The sequence below is a fragment of the uncultured Shewanella sp. genome (assembly GCF_947501665.1).
Lineage (GTDB): Bacteria > Pseudomonadota > Gammaproteobacteria > Enterobacterales > Shewanellaceae > Shewanella.
Genome location: NZ_CANMWS010000090.1, coordinates 1 through 444, shown reverse-complemented (window position 1 = coordinate 444; position 444 = coordinate 1). Strand labels below are relative to the sequence as shown.

The 444-nt window shown below is 48.2% G+C and carries 1 protein-coding gene; it reads left to right on the top strand.

What is annotated here, in order from left to right; translation table 11 throughout:
• The coding region (locus Q0976_RS24035) for a prolyl oligopeptidase family serine peptidase (RefSeq protein WP_299497396.1) at positions 1 to 444 on the top strand (444 nt) is incomplete at both ends.

The window sequence follows — 444 nt, the reverse complement described above, 5'->3', positions numbered from 1 at the left end:
CAAGGTATCGCAGTATTACAAGTGAACTTTCGCGGCTCTGGTGGCTACGGCAGCGCTTTTGAAGCATTAGGCCATCAGAAATGGGGCACGGACATTCAATATGACATCATCGATGGCACGCGAGATCTCATCACTCAGGGCATAGTCGACAAAAACCGTATTTGCATCGTCGGAGGCAGCTTTGGAGGCTACAGTGCATTACAAAGCTCAATCATCGAACCGGATTTATTTCAGTGTGCCATCGGCATGTATGGGGTATACGATCTGCAGCTCATGTTTAAAAAAGGTGATACATCGAGAATACGTAGTGGGCAAGCGTTCCTTAGCACCGTTCTGGGTAAAGACGCCACTCAACTCAAAGCCATGTCACCCACTCACCATGTGGATAAGCTCAAAGCCAAGTTATTGCTCATTCATGGTGGTAATGATGAGCGCGCCCCCATT